A 16,385-nucleotide genomic window follows, 5' to 3' on the forward strand; every position below is an offset into this window, starting at 1 on the left:
TACCTCGTTAATGCTGTGCTGCCCGCAGGATGACGGGCGTGCAATTACTTCTGATTCAGGCTGCCGGAGAGGATGCAGAACACCCCCATCAGGTCAGCGTGACGGATGGTGACTTCCGTCTTTTCATTCACTTTTGGCTTGGCATGGTAGGCAATCCCCAGCCCTGCTGCTTTGATCATCGGCAGGTCGTTGGCACCATCGCCAATCGCCACGGTCTGCGCCAGCGGGATTTCATACTCCTGCGCGAGGCGGGTCAGGGTTTTCGCTTTATATTGCGCGTCAACGATGTCGCCGATCACATTGCCGGTAAATTTACCGTCCATGATCTCCAGTTCATTGGCTACTACGGCGGTCAGGCGCAGCTTGTCGCGCAGGTATTCAGCAAAGAAGGTAAAGCCGCCGGAGGCAATCGCCACTTTCCAGCCCAGCGTTTCCAGCTTGAGTACCAGCTGCGTTAAGCCTGGCATCAGCGGCAGATTTTCACGTACCTGAAGCAAAATGTTCGCATCAGCGCCTTTCAGCGTCGCCACGCGGCTACGCAGGCTGGCGGTAAAATCAAGTTCGCCGCGCATCGCCCGTTCGGTTACTTCCGCCACCATCTCGCCCGTTCCGGCCAGTTTGGCAATTTCATCGATACATTCAATCTGGATGGCGGTGGAGTCCATGTCCATCACCAGCAAACCCGGCGTGCGCAGGTGCGGGATTTTCCCCAGCGGCGCGACATCCAGTTGCGCTTCATGGGCCAGGCGCGTAGCCCGTGCGGTGAGCGAACCTGCCAGACGAATCACCTGATAATCTTCCACGCACCAGGCGGCAACAATCACCATCGCCGCGCCCAGTTTGCTCTGGTACTGGGTCAGACGTTGTTTATCCAGCCCACGACCATACAGCAGCCAGCCGCTACGACCTGCGTGGTAATCCAGTGGCATCACTTCATCACCACTTAATGAAAGAGGCAGACCAGGCCATAAAGAGACATCTTCAGGCAGGTCGCACCAGGTAATGTTAGGCATTAAGGCTCCTGTAAAATCGTTCGAAGCAGGGAAAATAACGCATGAGGCTACCTTGTATCCATTGCTTCTGGCAACATTAAGTCTCAAATTTTCAAAGGGTGGAAGATGGCTCGCACAAAACTGAAATTCCGGCTGCATCGGGCAGTGATTGTCCTGTTCTGCCTCGCCTTGTTAGTGGCGCTGATGCAGGGGGCGTCATGGTTTAGTCAAAACCACCAGCGACAGCGTAATCCGCAACTTGAAGAACTGGCTCGCACCCTGGCGCGTCAGGTGACGCTGAACGTTGCGCCGCTAATGCGTACCGACTCTCCGGATGAAAAACGCATTCAGGCAATCCTCAGCCAGTTAACAGACGAAAGCCGCATCCTCGACGCGGGCGTGTATGACGAGCAAGGCGATCTTATCGCCCGCGCAGGCGAAAGCGTCGAAGTGCGCGATCGGCTGGCGCTCGACGGTAAAAAAGCGGGCGGCTATTTTAACCAGCAGATTGTCGAACCGATTGCGGGGAAAAATGGTCCGCTCGGCTACCTGCGCCTGACGCTCGACACCCATACGCTCGCCACCGAAGCCAAACAGGTGGATAACACCACTAACATTTTACGCCTGATGTTGCTGCTCTCGCTGGCAATCGGCGTGGTGCTTACCCGCACGTTGTTGCAGGGTAAGCGCACCCGCTGGCAGCAATCCCCCTTCCTGTTAACCGCCAGCAAACCGGTGCCGGAAGAGGAAGAAAGCGAGAAAAAAGAGTGACCCATTACTACAAGAAAGGAAATCGTTATGTCCACATTACGCCTGCTTATTTCTGACTCTTACGACCCGTGGTTTAACCTGGCGGTTGAGGAATGTATTTTTCGCCAGATGCCCGCCACGCAGCGCGTTCTGTTTCTCTGGCGCAATGCCGACACCGTAGTGATTGGTCGCGCGCAGAACCCGTGGAAAGAGTGTAATACCCGGCGGATGGAAGAAGATAACGTCCGACTGGCGCGGCGCAGTAGCGGCGGTGGCGCGGTGTTCCACGATCTCGGCAATACCTGCTTTACCTTTATGGCTGGCAAGCCGGAGTACGATAAAACCATCTCCACGTCGATTGTGCTCAATGCGCTGAACGCGCTCGGCGTCACCGCCGAAGCCTCCGGGCGCAACGATCTGGTGGTGAAAACCACCGAAGGCGACCGCAAAGTCTCAGGCTCGGCCTATCGCGAAACCAAAGATCGTGGCTTCCACCACGGCACCTTGCTGCTCAATGCCGACCTCAGCCGCCTGGCAAACTATCTCAATCCGGATAAAAAGAAACTGGCGGCGAAAGGCATTACTTCGGTACGTTCCCGCGTGACTAATCTGACCGAATTGCTACCGGGAATTACCCATGAGCAAATTTGCGAGGCCATAACCGAGGCCTTTTTCGCCCATTATGGCGAGCGCGTGGAAGCGGAAATCATCTCCCCGGACAAAACGCCAGACTTGCCAAACTTCGCCGAAACCTTTGCCCGTCAGAGTAGCTGGGAGTGGAACTTCGGTCAGGCTCCTGCATTTTCGCATCTGCTGGATGAACGCTTCACCTGGGGCGGCGTGGAACTGCACTTCGACGTTGAAAAAGGCCATATCACCCGCGCTCAGGTGTTTACCGATAGCCTCAACCCCGCACCGCTGGAAGCTCTCGCCGGGCGACTGCAAGGCTGTCTGTACCGCGCGGATATGCTGCAACAAGAGTGCGAAGCTCTGTTGGTTGACTTCCCGGAACAGGAAAAAGAGCTACGGGAATTGTCGGCGTGGATGGCTGGGGCAGTGCGGTAACTCACTGATTAAAATATCCAAGGAAGGAAATATGATCGTTCTGGAAAACCAGGAGCGGGAGATTATCAACTTAATGTTCAGCCAGCGTATTTCCTGGCTAGCCGCTGTGCGTATCAGGCATAAATTATCGCTTGCTGAATTAAGTAAAATGTTAGGTATCTCGATTAATTCTCTAAAACGGATCGAAAAGACGGAGCGGCTTAGCTCAAACATCAAAAGCAAAATGGCAGGAATTTATGGTTGTCCGCCAGAGTTGCTGATATGCCCTTCCTGGATGACGGCTGAACATACATGAATAGATACTTGAATGGATTTTATTTTCTATCCATATGAAAAATAATAGTAAATCTATAAATCAGTTGCTATTGATGAATAGATACTAAAAAGCCGGAGCAGTCACCCGCTCCGGCTTAACACGACAATCGCCTTTCAGCGAAAAACAATTACTCTTTATCGCCCAGCAGAACGGATTCCAGTGCGATTTTGATCATGTCGTTGAAGGTGGTCTGACGCTCTTCAGCAGTGGTCTGCTCGTGAGTGCGGATGTGGTCAGATACGGTGCAGATAGCCAGGGCTTTCGCACCAAATTCTGCTGCTACGCCGTAGATGCCAGCGGCTTCCATTTCCACGCCAAGGATGCCGTATTTTTCCATCACGTCGAACATTTCGCCGTCCGGAGAGTAGAACAGGTCAGCGGAGAACAGGTTACCAACGCGAGCATCAACGCCCAGAGCTTTAGCCGCGTCTACCGCGTTACGCACCATGTCAAAGTCAGCGATAGCGGCAAAGTCATGGTCTTTAAAACGGATGCGGTTAACTTTGGAGTCGGTGCAGGCACCCATACCAATCACCACGTCACGCAGTTTTACGTGCGGCAGAACAGCACCACAGGAACCCACGCGGATGATTTTCTTCACGCCGAAATCGGTGATCAGCTCTTTGGTGTAAATGGAGCAGGACGGGATACCCATACCGTGACCCATTACGGAAATTTTGCGGCCTTTGTAAGTACCGGTGAAGCCCAGCATACCGCGAACGTTGTTCACTTCACGGACATCTTCAAGGAAAGTTTCAGCAATATACTTCGCACGCAGCGGGTCGCCTGGCATCAAAACTACGTCAGCGAAATCGCCCATTTCTGCATTAATATGTGGGGTAGCCATTGTTTTATCCTTATCAACATGTTTTCACCCTCTCCCTGTGGGAGAGGGCCGGGGTGAGGGCATCAAGCCGCACCCATTATCAGAACATGGCTTTGCCATATTCCATATCAGAAGTGCCAAAATATTTTGCCAGAGTCTGACCGATATCTGCGAAGGTTTCACGGTGCCCCAGTGAACCCGGTTTTACTTTCGGGCCATACACCAGTACCGGAATGTGTTCACGGGTGTGGTCAGTACCTGTCCAGGTCGGGTCACAACCGTGGTCAGCGGTGAGGATCAGGATATCGTCATCGCGCAGCAGTGACATCAGCTCCGGCAGACGGCGGTCAAACAGTTCCAGACCCGCAGCATAACCCGCGACGTCGCGACGGTGGCCCCAGGAAGAGTCGAAGTCAACGAAGTTGGTGAAGACGATGGTGTTATCACCCGCTTCCTTCATCTCTTTGATGGTGGCGTCAAACAGCGCATCCAGGCCGGTCGCTTTCACTTTTTTGGTGATACCGCAGTTAGCGTAGATGTCCGCAATTTTACCGACAGAAACCACCTGGCCGTGTTTTTCATCAACCAGTTTTTGCAGCACGGTCGGTGCTGGCGGTTCAACAGCCAGGTCGTGACGGTTACCAGTACGCTGGAAGTTACCGGCTTTGTCGCCGATAAACGGACGGGCGATAACGCGACCGATGTTGTAGCCGCCGTTGGTCAGCTCTTCACGGGCGATTTCGCACAGTTCGTAGAGTTTATCCAGGCCAAAGGTTTCTTCATGGCAGGCAATCTGGAACACTGAGTCAGCGGAGGTATAGAAAATCGGCTTGCCGGTTTTCATGTGCTCTTCGCCCAGTTGATCCAGGATGACCGTACCGGAAGAGTGGCAGTTACCAAGGTAACCCGGCAGATTAGCGCGTTCGACCAGTTTATCCAGCAATTCTTGCGGGAAGCTGTTTTCGTGATCGGAGAAGTATCCCCACTCAAACAGAACCGGTACACCGGCGATTTCCCAGTGACCAGACGGGGTATCTTTACCGGATGACATTTCGTGCGCCCATGCGTACGCGCCGATAACTTCAGCGTTGCCGTCCATTCCTGCCGGAATGAAACCGGTAGAACCTTCGTGTGCTTTCGCCAGCCCCAGACGGGTCAGATTTGGCAGATTCAGTGGCCCTTTACGACCATTATCAGCTTCGCCTTTAGCACAAGCTTCTGCGATATGACCCAGGGTGTCAGCCCCGACGTCACCAAAGCGTTCTGCATCTTCTGTAGCGCCGATGCCGAATGAGTCCAGCACCATAATAAATGCACGTTTCATATGTTCTCCGTACTCAGTGCTTCAAATTTAAATGATCAGATCAGTATACAATTATTCACTGATACGACGATAGACAGTTGGTGTGCTTTCTGGGGCTTTATCGGCAAGTTTAATTGCCGCTTTCACCGCTTTCGCCGCTTCCTGCCAGCTGTTTTCGTCTTTCGCGTGGATAACCGCCAGCGGACGCTGACCGTCTACCTGGTCGCCCAGACGCGCCATATCAGTAAAGCCGACGCTATAATCGATGGTGTCAGATGCCTGACGGCGACCGCCGCCCATTGCAACCACTGCCATCCCCAGCGCGCGGGTATCCATTTCACTGACAAAACCTTCGGTATCAGCATAGACTGCTTTCGTCAGCATGGCTGTCGGCAGATACTTCGCGTAGTTCTCAACGAAGTCAGTCGGGCCTTTTTGTGCCGCGACCATACGACCAAAGACTTCTGCCGCTTTACCGTTGTCCAGCACCGCCTGCAATTTCGCGCGCGCTTCGGCGTCATCTTTCGCCAGTTTGCCGGAGGTAAGCATCTCCACGCACAGCGCCATCGTGACATCAAACAGACGCGGGTTACGATACTCACCCGTCAAGAACTGCACCGCTTCACGCACTTCAACCGCGTTACCGGCACTGGATGCCAAGACCTGATTCATATCGGTGAGCAGCGCAGTGGTGCGCACGCCAGCGCCGTTAGCCACGCCAACAATCGCTTCGGCGAGGGCTTCAGAGAGTTCGTAGGTCGGCATAAACGCGCCGCTACCCACTTTCACGTCCATCACCAGCGCGTCCAGACCTTCCGCAAGTTTCTTCGCCAGAATAGAGGCGGTGATCAGCGGAATGGAGTCCACGGTTGCGGTGATATCACGGGTTGCGTAGAAACGTTTATCCGCCGGAGCCAGTGAGCTGGTCTGGCCGATAATTGCCACGCCGACATCTTTAATAATTTCGCGGAAACGGTTGTCATCCGGGAAGATATCGAAGCCTGGGATTGATTCCAGTTTGTCGAGCGTACCGCCAGTATGACCGAGGCCACGACCGGAGATCATCGGAATATAGCCGCCGCAGGCCGCGACCATTGGCCCCAACATCAGCGAAGTCACATCGCCGACGCCGCCGGTGGAGTGTTTATCAACAATCGGGCCATTCAGATGCAGGCTTTTCCAGTCGAGAACGGTTCCTGAATCTCGCATCGCCATCGTCAGCGAGACACGCTCCGGCATTGTCATATCGTGGAAGAAAATGGTCATCGCGAGGGCGGCAATTTGCCCTTCGGAGATAGTGTTGTCGCGAATGCCGTTGATAAAGAAACGAATTTCTTCATCGCTCAGCGCATGACCATCACGTTTTTTACGAATAATTTCTTGTGCGAGAAACAAGGTAACCTCCCGTGGAATAAGTTTGAAGGCGTTGTTGCCAGGTGGCGGATGTTGTTATTGCCTGATGCTGACCGCTTCTTATCATGCCTACACGGCACTCGCCCCGTAGGCCGGACAAGGCGTTCGCGCCGCATCCGGCATCACTGCTGACAGCCTGATGCGACGCTGACGCGTCTTATCAGTCCTACAGGGGCACCCGACCCGTAGCATCCGCCCTCTGGCAAAAGACAGCTTAGTAGCTGCTGGCGCTCTTACCGTCGCCGTGGCCCAGAGCTTTCAGCAGGCTTGCCAGCAGGCTGGAAGCGCCAAAGCGATAGTGACGCGCATCTGCCCAGTCAGCACCGAACAGTTCATCTGCAATCGCGAGATATTTCTGCGCATCTTCCGCAGTACGCACACCGCCCGCCGGTTTGAAACCAACGGTTTTTTCTACGCCCATGTCGCGGATGACTTCCATCATGATGCGCGCGCTTTCCGGCGTCGCATTCACCGCGACTTTACCAGTAGAGGTTTTGATGAAGTCAGCACCCGCTTTGATGGAGATTTCAGACGCTTTGCGGATCAGAGCTTCGTCTTTCAGTTCACCGGTTTCGATGATCACTTTCAGCAGCACGTTCGCCGCTGCGCAAGCCTCTTTACAGGCTTTCACCAGGTCAAAACCAACCTGCTCGTTACCCGCCATCAGCGCACGGTACGGGAACACCACGTCAACTTCATCGGCACCGTAGGCGATTGCCGCACGGGTTTCTGCCAGCGCGATGTCGATGTCGTCGTTACCATGTGGGAAGTTAGTTACCGTAGCAATACGGATTTCCGGGGTGCCCTGCTCTTTCAGAGTCTTGCGAGCAATCGGGATAAAGCGAGGATAGATACAGATAGCGGCGGTATTGCCGACCGGAGTTTTAGCCTGATGACACAGGGCGATCACTTTCTCGTCAGTGTCGTCGTCATTCAGAGTGGTCAGGTCCATCAATTTCAGTGCACGCAGGCTGCTTGCTTTCAGATCAGTCATTTCATTCTCCTGGCTTGTCGCCAATAAAATTCACCTTGCGAGTTTGTTAGTATTCTAACATCGACTCCGCAACACACTTCGATATACATCACAATTAAGAAAATCTACTTACAAATTTGCATTACGGTAATGCGATCTGGTTCAAATAATTCACTTTCAAATGAATGCGCCAGTGGTGGCAAACGCATCAGGATCAAAGTGAACATCACGAAACTTCTTACAATGGCGCATCACCTTCGGCATAAAAGGAAAAGAAGATGCCCACTTCTCATGAAATTGCACTGCAACAACGTTGCCAGCAAATTGTCACCAGTCCGGTACTTAGCCCGGAGCAGAAGCGCCATTTTCTGGCGCTGGAAGCAGAAAACAATCTGCCTTACCCACAGCTTCCTGCCGAAGCCCGCCGCGCGCTGGATGAAGGCGTAATCTGCGATATGTTTGAAGGTCATGCGCCGTATAAACCGCGCTATGTCTTACCCGATTACGCCCGTTTTCTGGCGAACGGTTCTGAATGGCTGGAGCTGGAAGGCGCGAAAGATCTTGATGATGCGCTCTCCCTGCTGACCATTATTTATCACCATGTCCCATCAGTCACATCAATGCCGGTCTACCTGGGGCAACTGGATGCGTTGTTGCAACCGTATGTTAAAATTCTAACACAAGACGAAATCGATATTCGAATAAAACGTTTCTGGCGTTATCTCGACAGAACCCTGCCAGACGCTTTTATGCATGCCAATATCGGCCCGTCCGATTCCCCCATCACCCGTGCAATTTTACGCGCAGATGCAGAGCTGAAGCAGGTTTCACCAAATCTGACCTTTATCTACGATCCTGAGATCACTCCTGATGATCTGCTGCTGGAAGTGGCAAAAAACATTTGTGAATGTAGCAAACCGCACATCGCCAACGGTCCGGTACATGATAAAATTTTCACAAAAGGGGGTTACGGGATCGTAAGCTGTTACAACTCGCTGCCGCTGGCTGGCGGTGGCAGTACGCTGGTACGCCTTAACCTGAAAGCCATTGCCGAGCGCAGTGAATCGCTGGATGACTTCTTTACGCGCACTCTACCGCACTACTGCCAGCAGCAGATCGCCATCATCGATGCGCGATGTGAATTTCTCTATCAACAATCACACTTCTTTGAGAATAGCTTCCTGGTCAAAGAAGGGTTGATTGATCCTGAACGTTTTGTGCCGATGTTTGGCATGTACGGGCTGGCGGAAGCGGTTAACTTGCTGTGCGAGAAAGAAGGGATTGCCGCGCGCTACGGTAAAGAAGCCGCCGCAAATGAAGTGGGTTATCGCATCAGCGCGCAACTGGCGGAGTTTGTCGCCAGCACGCCAGTGAAATATGGCTGGCAAAAACGCGCCATGTTACACGCACAGTCGGGGATCAGTTCCGATATCGGCACCACGCCGGGGGCGCGCCTGCCGTATGGCGATGAGCCAGATCCAATCACCCATCTGCAAACCGTCGCCCCGCATCATGCATATTATTACTCCGGGATCAGCGACATTCTGACGCTCGACGAAACCATCAAACGTAATCCGCAGGCGCTGGTACAGCTTTGCCTCGGTGCCTTTAAAGCCGGAATGCGCGAATTTACCGCCAACGTCAGCGGTAACGATCTGGTTCGCGTTACCGGTTATATGGTGCGTTTGTCGGATTTAGAAAAATATCGTGCCGAAGGTTCACGTACCAATACCACCTGGCTGGGCGAAGAAGCTGCACGTAACACTCGTATTCTGGAACGCCAGCCGCGCGTGATAAGCCATGAACAGCAGATGCGCTTTAGTCAGTAAGATTATCCCCTTCTCCTGCGTTGACGGGCCAGGCAGTCGTCTGGCTCTGTTTTTGCAGGGCTGCAATCTGCGCTGCAAAAATTGTCACAATCCGTGGACGATGGGACGCTGCAATGATTGCAGGGAATGTGTGCCGCAGTGTCCACATCAGGCGTTGCAGATTGCCGACGGCAAAGTAATGTGGAACGTTGCAGTCTGCGAGCAGTGCGACACCTGCCTGAAGATGTGCCCGCAGAATGCCACGCCGATGGCACAAACCATGGGCGTGGACGAGGTGCTTAGTCATATCCGCAAAGCGGTGTTGTTTATTGAAGGGATAACGGTGAGCGGCGGTGAAGCCACGACGCAGCTGCCGTTTGTGGTGGCGCTGTTTACTGCTATCAAAAATGATCCACAATTGCGCCATCTCACCTGTCTGGTGGACAGTAACGGCATGTTGAGCGAAACCGGCTGGGAAAAATTGCTTCCGGTATGCGACGGCGCAATGCTCGATCTCAAAGCGTGGGGTAGCGCGTGTCATCAACAGTTAACCGGACGCGATAATCAACAGATTAAGCGCAGCATCAGTTTGCTTGCAGAGCGCGGCAAGCTGGCAGAACTGCGTTTATTGGTAATCCCCAATCAGGTGGATTATTTGCAACACATCGATGAGCTGGCGGCGTTTATCAAGGGACTTGGCGATGTTCCGGTACGCCTGAACGCGTTTCATGCCCACGGCGTGTATGGCGAGGCGCAAAGCTGGCCGAGCGCCACGCCGGAAGATGTTGAGCAGTTGGCTGGCGCGTTAAAGGAGCGCGGGGTAAGTCGATTGATATTTCCGGCGCTGTATTTGTGATAAGCCAGAGATGTCGCAAAACTCAACATCAAGCACAATCAGTCCCCTCGCCCCTCTGGGGAGAGGGTTAGGGTGAGGGGAACAAGCAGCACCAGTGTTCACTTACGGACGGCCTTACCAGCCATCGGGCACGTTAAACACCGCATACGTGTTATTAAGCAACACGTCGGCAATTTCATCCGCAGGTTCCGGGCGTAACTCACAAAGCACGGCAAACACCCGGGCAGCCTGCTCCGGGCGGTTAGGCTGCCCCTGAAAACCATTTAGCGGCATATCCGGCGCATCAGTTTCCAGCAACAACGACGCCAGCGGTAATTTTGCGATGACATCGCGGGTTTTACTGGCTCGCGGATAAGTGATAGTGCCGCCTACGCCGATTTTGTAGCCCAGTTGCACAAACCGTTCGGCCTGTTGCAGGCTGCCAGAAAATCCGTGAACCACGCCAGCACGCGGCAAATCGTGGCGTTTAAGATGCATCGCCAGTTTGTCATGCGTGCGCCGTGAATGAAGGATCACCGGCAGATCGTAGCGTTTCGCCAGCTTCAGTTGTTCGTCGAGCAACCACTGCTGACGATCAAATTGTGGATTGTCGCCAAAAAGATCCAGGCCTACCTCCCCTACCGCCACCACCTTCGGCGGACGCCTTTCCAGTGCCTGCTGTAACTGCTCCAGCGACGCATCGCTATGTTTTTCCAACATACCAGGATGCAAGCCCAATGCGGCATACAGCGGCTGATAATTTTCCGCTAACGCCTGCACGCGGGCAAAATTTGCCGCCTCGGTTGCCGGAACAATGATCTTGCCTACGCCCGCTTGTGCCGCGCGTTGCAGGCTGGCCTCTTCATCACCGCTAAACGGCGGAAAATCAAAATGGCAGTGGGTGTCGATAAAACGGCAAATCAAGCCAGATCCTCATTGTTAAATGTCGGGTCATTCGCCTGCGGGGCGTCTATCACCTCGGTAACCAGCGTATCGTTGGCGACTGGCGCAGGCGGAATGACGATTGGTTCCGGCGTCGCCACAGGCACCAGATGGCGAGTGAACGGTGCTTTTTCGGTTAGCATTTTACCGACTGTGGCCAGGAAATAGCGACCGCATAAACGCCCAAGTTTATAGTCATCGCGTAGCGCCGGAAGCCGACTGCCAAGCGCGATGCTATGCAGCGGCTTCGGCGGATAAATTTCGAAAATGCGTAACTTGCCGGGCGGTTTCTCAATAAATTGTTGGATGGCGCGATAACTGGTTTCATGATGCTGCACCAGATTGACCAGCGGTTGTAGGCTACTGTCACCCAACCAACGTTCCATACGTTTAAACCACTGAGGCGTATAGTACATTTGCGACGGCACAGTGCGGATCACCACCAGCGTTTTCGCCCCCTGTCTTGCCGCTTCTTTAACCGGGATCGCATCGCTGACGCCACCATCAAAATAGTTAATCCCATCAAGTGAAACTCCGGTGCGATAAAAACCGGGAATAGCACTGGAGGCGCGAATCAAATCCAGCCAGTTTTGTTTGGTCGGCACAAAGTAGTTCGGCGTGTAATCGTCCTGGCGGCAGGCGCACATATAAAACGATTTGCCGCTATCAAACAACCGCGCAGCGGTATCCATCTGCAACGGCATCTGGCTTGCAGTCGCCTCCACCAGCCAGTCGAGATCGATAAGATTTCCTCCACGGACAAAACGTACTGGATCGAAAAATTCACGTTTTGTGGTGTAGCGCATGATGACTTTACGCGCGTAACCAGGCTGGTTGCAGATATAGGCCGAAAGATTTTGCGCCCCGGCGGACGTGCCAAAATAGAGATCGAAAGGATTAAACTGCGCGCGCATAAACTCATCCAGCACACCAGCCGTGAAAATTCCACGCTGCCCACCGCCTTCGCACACCAGCGCAATTCGTCCAGGCTGGAACGGCCTTAGCGACAACGGCGCAATATTACCAAGCGTTACAGGTATTCGCTGCCCCACCTCTGCCTTCCTGTTTTTGTTGTGAAAGAATGACAAAGTAACGCAATTTATTATTCGCTAAAACCGCAAAAGCCAGTCCGCTGGACTGGCTTTGGATAAAATTTTCTTAATGGTCTGAAATCTAGGGTCGTTTTCGGCCCATGAACAAACTCACCAGGAACAGAATAATCCCGACGACAAAGACAATTTTAGCTGCGCCTGCAGCGGTACCGGCCAGACCACCAAACCCAAGTGCGGCGGCGATTAACGCGATAACCAGAAATATGATGCCCCAACGAAACATAAGCGTCTCCTTTACCATAGTTAATGTCACCGCTTGATATGAGCGTGAAAATCACTCAATGCGATATTTTTAGTGTGGTGCACATCGCGCCTCCCGACAAAGTTCGGGAGGACGAATTACGACGAATTACTTAGTTTTCAGATCATTTTTAACGCTTTTCACACCATCTACCGCTTTGGCGATACTTTCAGCACGGTCGCTCTGTGCCTGGGAATCGACGGTACCGGAGAGCTGAACCACGCCGTCGGTGGTTTCAACTTTCACATGACGGGAAGGGACGATATCGTCCGCCAGCAGTTTGGCTTTGATTTCACTGGTGGTGGCGGTGTCACCCGCGTAGCCCTTCACAGAGCCTTCTTTAGCGTCGCGAACGTGCAGTTTGTCGCTGACGGAGGTCACGCCTTCAACGCCTTTCGCCACTTTCACTGCCTCTTCGGCCTGTGCCTGGCTTTCAACAAATCCGCTTAACGTCACGACTTTTTGATCGGTTTTGACAGAGATATCAGTGCTCTTGATATTTTCATGATCCACCAGAGCTGCCTTCACTTTCGCAGTGATGGCGCTGTCATCCATGAAATTACCGACTTTATTCATAGAGCTATCGACTTTTTGCCCTGCGCTTTCATTGGTGGTCTGCGCGTTGTTTTCCGCATAGGCAGAACCGGTCGCGACGGCAGAGGTCAACATCACAGCCAGCAGAGTTTTCGAAATCTTCAGTCTTGTCATAGTCATCGATTTATTCCTGTATGTTTGCTCGTAATTTGAGCCAGGCAACACGAGGTTGCATTGCTGAATAGGGAGAGACTTCACCCTCGACAGAAGTCAATGGTCGCCATCACAAAAGCGATGGGTGATGAATAACGACCGTTACAGCTTCTGAATCAGTTATTAATATCAATCGAATGACAGTTAACGGTTTTAAATACTGTTACCTACGTACATAACGGTATTTAACGCCGACACAAATGTCATTGCTTTGTTAAATATAGATCACAATTTTGAAACCGCTCGCCGTATCGGCTAAAAAGCGAGCAAACATAAGCGAAAGCGAATGTTTTAAGAACATTCCGCAAGCGGCTAATAAGGAAGGGAAATTGACAGGGCGCAGCGGCTGCCGCGCCCTGGAGGCAAGAATTAATGCTCGCGGGTCTGGTGGAATTGAACGTCCGGATAACGCTCTTGCGCTAAGCGCAGGTTAACCATGCTGGTGGCGATGTAAGCAAGGTTATCGCCGCCATCGAGCGCCAGTTGGCTTTCGTTCTTACGCTTGAACTCTTCGAATTTCTTCGCGTCCGCGCATTCTACCCAGCGGGCGGTGGTGACGTTGACTGACTCATACACCGCTTCGACGTTGTATTCGCTCTTCAGGCGCGACACCACCACATCAAACTGCAGTATACCAACCGCACCGACGATCAAATCGTTGTTGGAGATGGGACGGAACACCTGCACCGCGCCCTCTTCGGAAAGCTGTACCAGCCCTTTGAGCAGCTGTTTTTGCTTCAGCGGATCTTTCAGGCGGATACGACGGAACAGTTCCGGCGCGAAGTTCGGAATACCGGTGAACTTCATCATCTCACCCTGGGTAAAGGTGTCGCCGATCTGAATAGTGCCGTGGTTGTGCAGACCGAGGATATCGCCCGGATAAGCTTCTTCAACGTGCGAACGGTCACCCGCCATAAAGGTCAGCGCGTCGGAGATCACCACATCTTTCGCGGTACGCACCTGGCGCAGCTTCATACCTTTTTCATATTTACCGGATACCACACGCATAAACGCCACGCGGTCGCGGTGTTTCGGGTCCATGTTGGCCTGAATTTTAAATACGAAGCCGGTAAATTTATCTTCGCTCGCCTCTACGGTACGGGTATCGGTCTGACGCGGCATCGGCGCAGGCGCCCACTCCACCAGACCATCCAGCATATGATCGACGCCGAAGTTACCCAACGCAGTACCGAAGAATACCGGGGTGATTTCACCTGCAAGGAACAGCTCTTTGTCGAACTCGTTAGACGCGCCTTTCACCAGTTCCAGTTCGTCACGCAGCTGCTGTGCCAGATCTTCACCGACCGCAGCGTCGAGATCCGGGTTGTTCAGCCCTTTAACAATGCGTACTTCCTGAATGGTGTGGCCTTTACCGCTCTGATAGAGATAGGTTTCATCTTTATATAGGTGGTAAACGCCTTTAAACAGCTTGCCGCAGCCAATCGGCCAGGTAATCGGTGCGCAGCCGATTTTCAGCTCGTTCTCAACTTCATCGAGCAGTTCCATCGGGTCGCGGATATCACGGTCAAGTTTGTTCATAAAGGTGAGGATCGGCGTGTCACGCAGACGGGTAACTTCCATCAGCTTGCGGGTACGATCTTCAACACCTTTTGCGGCGTCGATAACCATCAGGCAGCAGTCCACCGCCGTCAGGGTACGGTAGGTATCTTCCGAGAAGTCTTCGTGCCCCGGGGTGTCGAGCAGGTTAACCAGGCAGTCGTGATACGGAAACTGCATCACAGACGTAGTAATGGAGATCCCACGCTGCTTTTCCATCTCCATCCAGTCCGACTTAGCGTGCTGGTTGGAACCACGGCCTTTTACTGTACCGGCGGTCTGAATAGCCTGTCCGAACAGCAGCACCTTCTCGGTGATGGTAGTTTTACCGGCGTCCGGGTGAGAAATAATTGCAAAGGTTCTTCTTTTCGCTACCTCTGCGGCCAAAAGGCTTGTCATAATTGTTGTCTCTTTGATTATGTACAATCATATGTACAAAGAAAAATTCATGCCGCTGATTGTACATTTTGGAGGTATCAGAGCATAGCAGAACATGATCAGTAGGTGTATTTGTAGCCAAAGAACATTTGTACATGCAGCAATCTTTGTTCTATTGACACTGTTTATTCATACAGTTAAAAATAACACTGTATACAAACACAGTGTAGAGGGATTTTTATGCGTATTGAGATCTGCATAGCCAAAGAGAAAATGACTAAAATGCCAAACGGTGCTGTGGATGCGTTAAAGGAAGAATTAACTCGACGCATCAGTAAGCGTTATGACGATGTAGAGGTGATCGTAAAAGCCACCAGCAACGATGGCCTTTCTGTTACGCGCACCGCCGATAAAGATTCAGCTAAAACTTTTGTTCAGGAAACTCTGAAAGATACCTGGGAGTCTGCTGACGAGTGGTTTGTTCACTAATTAACACGTAAAATCGGTAACGGCTGGAAATCATTCAATACTCGCACTATCGGAAGTTCACCAGCCAACCGCAGCACGTTCTTGCATACGACGTGTCTGCGGTTTTTCAACCATTCAGATACAGCACTCTCATCACATTCATTCTTCCGCATTAAAGTATATATGACCATATCACCTTAATATTTTTCTTCTTCAGATAAAAATTGTTATCTATGTATACTTTTAAACCGAATCCGTGTAGAGTCTCTACCTAAGTTAGTTCACAGCTACCCCTTCAGTTTTCGCCATTAACTTCCTGACTTTTGCCGCTATCTGTAAGCATTCCTGTATACCTGAAACTACAGGGTTCATCTACGAACTTTAAGAACACCCAGGATAAAAATTGTCAACTATATTATATATAACACCATACTAATTCGAGGCTATATGAACAGCATACTGATAATCACTTCACTACTTATCATATTCAGCATTTTTAGTCATGCTCTAATAAAATTAGGGATTGGCATATCCAATAACCCGGACAAAACCGATGTATAAGTCAACATATCCTGAATCAGACATACAATATTGCAATGAAAACCAATAATATTTTAAGGAATATCTTCATGAAATCAAAAGACACCCTAAAGTGGTTC

17 protein-coding genes are annotated in these 16,385 nt (G+C 52.0%); 7 read left to right on the top strand and 10 right to left on the bottom strand.

Features of this window, described 5'->3' with window-relative positions; genetic code table 11:
* Nucleotides 1–44: 44 nt before the first annotated feature.
* Nucleotides 45–1,013 carry a phosphoserine phosphatase gene (serB, locus tag HEN21_RS06695; protein ID WP_001132950.1) on the bottom strand — a complete coding sequence of 323 codons (969 nt, stop codon included), beginning with the start codon at nucleotides 1,011–1,013 and terminating at the stop codon, nucleotides 45–47.
* Between the two features lie 105 nt (nucleotides 1,014–1,118).
* Between serB and HEN21_RS06700 the strand changes: the two genes are divergently transcribed.
* Genes HEN21_RS06700 through HEN21_RS06710 form a run of 3 tightly spaced genes read left to right on the top strand, consistent with a single transcriptional unit; the run spans nucleotide 1,119 to nucleotide 3,102 of the window.
* Nucleotides 1,119–1,763: a YtjB family periplasmic protein gene (locus tag HEN21_RS06700; RefSeq protein ID WP_105287026.1), complete on the top strand. Its 645-nt coding sequence runs from the start codon at nucleotides 1,119–1,121 to the stop codon at nucleotides 1,761–1,763.
* A 27-nt stretch (nucleotides 1,764–1,790) separates the two neighbouring features.
* The gene (lplA, locus tag HEN21_RS06705) at nucleotides 1,791–2,807 is read left to right on the top strand and encodes a lipoate--protein ligase LplA (protein WP_176252561.1); all 1,017 of its coding nucleotides are present in this window, start codon (nucleotides 1,791–1,793) and stop codon (nucleotides 2,805–2,807) included.
* A 31-nt stretch (nucleotides 2,808–2,838) separates the two neighbouring features.
* The gene (locus tag HEN21_RS06710; protein WP_176252562.1) at nucleotides 2,839–3,102 is read left to right on the top strand and encodes a helix-turn-helix domain-containing protein; all 264 of its coding nucleotides are present in this window, start codon (nucleotides 2,839–2,841) and stop codon (nucleotides 3,100–3,102) included.
* Nucleotides 3,103–3,250: 148 nt separating this feature from the next.
* On the opposite strand, the gene deoD is transcribed toward HEN21_RS06710, so the two are convergent.
* The 4 genes from deoD to deoC form a co-directional block, all read right to left on the bottom strand.
* Entirely contained in the window at nucleotides 3,251–3,970 is a 720-nt protein-coding gene (gene deoD, locus HEN21_RS06715; protein WP_000224882.1) for a purine-nucleoside phosphorylase, read from the bottom strand.
* 79 nt (nucleotides 3,971–4,049) lie between these two features.
* Nucleotides 4,050–5,273 (bottom strand): phosphopentomutase, encoded by a 1,224-nt coding sequence (gene deoB, locus HEN21_RS06720; protein ID WP_000816471.1) that lies wholly within the window; start codon nucleotides 5,271–5,273, stop codon nucleotides 4,050–4,052.
* Between the two features lie 51 nt (nucleotides 5,274–5,324).
* Nucleotides 5,325–6,647 (bottom strand): thymidine phosphorylase, encoded by a 1,323-nt coding sequence (gene deoA, locus HEN21_RS06725; protein WP_000477829.1) that lies wholly within the window; start codon nucleotides 6,645–6,647, stop codon nucleotides 5,325–5,327.
* Nucleotides 6,648–6,879: 232 nt separating this feature from the next.
* Nucleotides 6,880–7,659 carry a deoxyribose-phosphate aldolase gene (gene deoC / locus HEN21_RS06730; RefSeq protein ID WP_001298497.1) on the bottom strand — a complete coding sequence of 260 codons (780 nt, stop codon included), beginning with the start codon at nucleotides 7,657–7,659 and terminating at the stop codon, nucleotides 6,880–6,882.
* Nucleotides 7,660–7,916: 257 nt separating this feature from the next.
* On the opposite strand from deoC, the gene HEN21_RS06735 reads away from it, so the two are divergent.
* Together HEN21_RS06735 and HEN21_RS06740 are read left to right on the top strand one after the other, a co-directional pair.
* The gene (locus HEN21_RS06735; RefSeq protein ID WP_107164513.1) at nucleotides 7,917–9,467 is read left to right on the top strand and encodes a YjjI family glycine radical enzyme; all 1,551 of its coding nucleotides are present in this window, start codon (nucleotides 7,917–7,919) and stop codon (nucleotides 9,465–9,467) included.
* Nucleotides 9,439–10,302, top strand: coding sequence for a YjjW family glycine radical enzyme activase (locus HEN21_RS06740; protein ID WP_176252563.1), 864 nt, complete (start codon nucleotides 9,439–9,441; stop codon nucleotides 10,300–10,302). Before HEN21_RS06735 ends, HEN21_RS06740 begins: the two co-directional genes overlap by 29 nt.
* 114 nt (nucleotides 10,303–10,416) lie before the next feature.
* On the opposite strand, the gene HEN21_RS06745 is transcribed toward HEN21_RS06740, so the two are convergent.
* From HEN21_RS06745 to prfC, 5 genes are all read right to left on the bottom strand, one after another.
* Complete coding sequence (locus HEN21_RS06745) at nucleotides 10,417–11,205, bottom strand: metal-dependent hydrolase (RefSeq protein ID WP_105287031.1); 789 nt, start codon at nucleotides 11,203–11,205, stop codon at nucleotides 10,417–10,419.
* Nucleotides 11,202–12,275, bottom strand: a complete 1,074-nt coding sequence (locus tag HEN21_RS06750; protein WP_016159437.1) for a patatin-like phospholipase family protein — start codon at nucleotides 12,273–12,275, stop codon at nucleotides 11,202–11,204. Before HEN21_RS06750 ends, HEN21_RS06745 begins: the two co-directional genes overlap by 4 nt.
* Nucleotides 12,276–12,396: 121 nt before the next feature.
* The gene (locus HEN21_RS06755) at nucleotides 12,397–12,558 is read right to left on the bottom strand and encodes a DUF1328 domain-containing protein (RefSeq protein ID WP_000490275.1); all 162 of its coding nucleotides are present in this window, start codon (nucleotides 12,556–12,558) and stop codon (nucleotides 12,397–12,399) included.
* Between the two features lie 126 nt (nucleotides 12,559–12,684).
* Nucleotides 12,685–13,290: a molecular chaperone OsmY gene (gene osmY, locus HEN21_RS06760; protein WP_016159438.1), complete on the bottom strand. Its 606-nt coding sequence runs from the start codon at nucleotides 13,288–13,290 to the stop codon at nucleotides 12,685–12,687.
* 402 nt (nucleotides 13,291–13,692) lie between these two features.
* Nucleotides 13,693–15,279 (bottom strand): peptide chain release factor 3, encoded by a 1,587-nt coding sequence (gene prfC / locus HEN21_RS06765; RefSeq protein ID WP_107164514.1) that lies wholly within the window; start codon nucleotides 15,277–15,279, stop codon nucleotides 13,693–13,695.
* Nucleotides 15,280–15,498: 219 nt separating this feature from the next.
* On the opposite strand from prfC, the gene HEN21_RS06770 reads away from it, so the two are divergent.
* Nucleotides 15,499–15,747: a DinI-like family protein gene (locus tag HEN21_RS06770; RefSeq protein WP_001217539.1), complete on the top strand. Its 249-nt coding sequence runs from the start codon at nucleotides 15,499–15,501 to the stop codon at nucleotides 15,745–15,747.
* 426 nt (nucleotides 15,748–16,173) lie between these two features.
* Complete coding sequence (locus HEN21_RS06775; RefSeq protein ID WP_120795384.1) at nucleotides 16,174–16,287, top strand: YnaM/YnfT family protein; 114 nt, start codon at nucleotides 16,174–16,176, stop codon at nucleotides 16,285–16,287.
* Nucleotides 16,288–16,385: the final 98 nt, after the last annotated feature.

The organism is Escherichia sp. 93.1518 (genome assembly GCF_013368915.2).
In the GTDB taxonomy this organism is placed as follows: Bacteria; Pseudomonadota; Gammaproteobacteria; order Enterobacterales; family Enterobacteriaceae; genus Escherichia; species Escherichia ruysiae.

Bases quoted from the DNA above. Each gene is read 5' to 3' on its own strand.
- serB (WP_001132950.1), bottom strand. From the start codon at position 1,013: ATGCCTAACATTACCTGGTGCGACCTGCCTGAAGATGTCTCTTTATGG.
- HEN21_RS06700 (WP_105287026.1), top strand. From the start codon at position 1,119: ATGGCTCGCACAAAACTGAAATTCCGGCTGCATCGGGCAGTGATTGTC.
- lplA (WP_176252561.1), top strand. From the start codon at position 1,791: ATGTCCACATTACGCCTGCTTATTTCTGACTCTTACGACCCGTGGTTT.
- HEN21_RS06710 (WP_176252562.1), top strand. From the start codon at position 2,839: ATGATCGTTCTGGAAAACCAGGAGCGGGAGATTATCAACTTAATGTTC.
- deoD (WP_000224882.1), bottom strand. From the start codon at position 3,970: ATGGCTACCCCACATATTAATGCAGAAATGGGCGATTTCGCTGACGTA.
- deoB (WP_000816471.1), bottom strand. From the start codon at position 5,273: ATGAAACGTGCATTTATTATGGTGCTGGACTCATTCGGCATCGGCGCT.
- deoC (WP_001298497.1), bottom strand. From the start codon at position 7,659: ATGACTGATCTGAAAGCAAGCAGCCTGCGTGCACTGAAATTGATGGAC.
- HEN21_RS06735 (WP_107164513.1), top strand. From the start codon at position 7,917: ATGCCCACTTCTCATGAAATTGCACTGCAACAACGTTGCCAGCAAATT.
- HEN21_RS06740 (WP_176252563.1), top strand. From the start codon at position 9,439: ATGAACAGCAGATGCGCTTTAGTCAGTAAGATTATCCCCTTCTCCTGC.
- HEN21_RS06755 (WP_000490275.1), bottom strand. From the start codon at position 12,558: ATGTTTCGTTGGGGCATCATATTTCTGGTTATCGCGTTAATCGCCGCC.
- osmY (WP_016159438.1), bottom strand. From the start codon at position 13,290: ATGACTATGACAAGACTGAAGATTTCGAAAACTCTGCTGGCTGTGATG.
- prfC (WP_107164514.1), bottom strand. From the start codon at position 15,279: ATGACAAGCCTTTTGGCCGCAGAGGTAGCGAAAAGAAGAACCTTTGCA.
- HEN21_RS06770 (WP_001217539.1), top strand. From the start codon at position 15,499: ATGCGTATTGAGATCTGCATAGCCAAAGAGAAAATGACTAAAATGCCA.
- HEN21_RS06775 (WP_120795384.1), top strand. From the start codon at position 16,174: ATGAACAGCATACTGATAATCACTTCACTACTTATCATATTCAGCATT.